Annotated in this window: 2 protein-coding genes; both read right to left on the bottom strand. The window is 60.3% G+C overall.

All coding sequences use genetic code 11. The features are described from left to right. Positions 1 to 255 (bottom strand): phage head closure protein (locus AC3IFE_RS18355; protein WP_489191460.1); only part of this gene is annotated, 255 nt, incomplete at its 3' end. Between the two features lie 10 nt (positions 256 to 265). Continuing rightward, positions 266 to 531 (bottom strand): head-tail connector protein (locus AC3IFE_RS18350; RefSeq protein WP_489191458.1); only part of this gene is annotated, 266 nt, incomplete at its 5' end.

Genomic DNA, 531 nt, shown 5'->3' with positions numbered 1-531 from the left:
AATGTCGTACAGCCTGCCGTCGTACCGCACACGCATCTGCTCGTCGATACCAGCCCGATAACGGATGCGCATGCTGGCCACCGCCGAACCCCGGACCGCACCTGAAACGATGTGCTCTTTTCCGCTGATGAACAGCACGTCCGCCCAAGGCTTCGAATGCTCAACCCACGCATCCGGCAATGGCTCATCGTTCTCGTTTACTGCACCGCTTCGGCGCTCGATCACGATTCGCTCGTTCCGTTTTCCCGCGCGCATACTGTCCTCACTACATGCTGACGATCGCGTGACGCGCGATGAGTCGGTTCGTGAAATCCTCGCTCAGCGAACTAACCGTTCCATCGAGCTCTGATTCACGGTGCGCGGACAGCGTGCCGAGCTGCAGCAGCATCCACGCAACAAGCGATTCGGGCACGGCTTCCGGTGTTTCGAATGCGCCGCAACGAAACCGCACCTCGACATCCTCGCCGTATGGGAACGATTTTCGGGACACGAGATACGCCCGATCCATCACGCGGTACGCTGCCGGCGGCA

The sequence above is a fragment of the Burkholderia sp. APQ4-4ca genome, assembly GCF_057837105.1.
The sequence above is the reverse complement of the archived record's forward strand: the minus strand, read 5'-3'. Positions and strand labels throughout refer to the sequence as shown.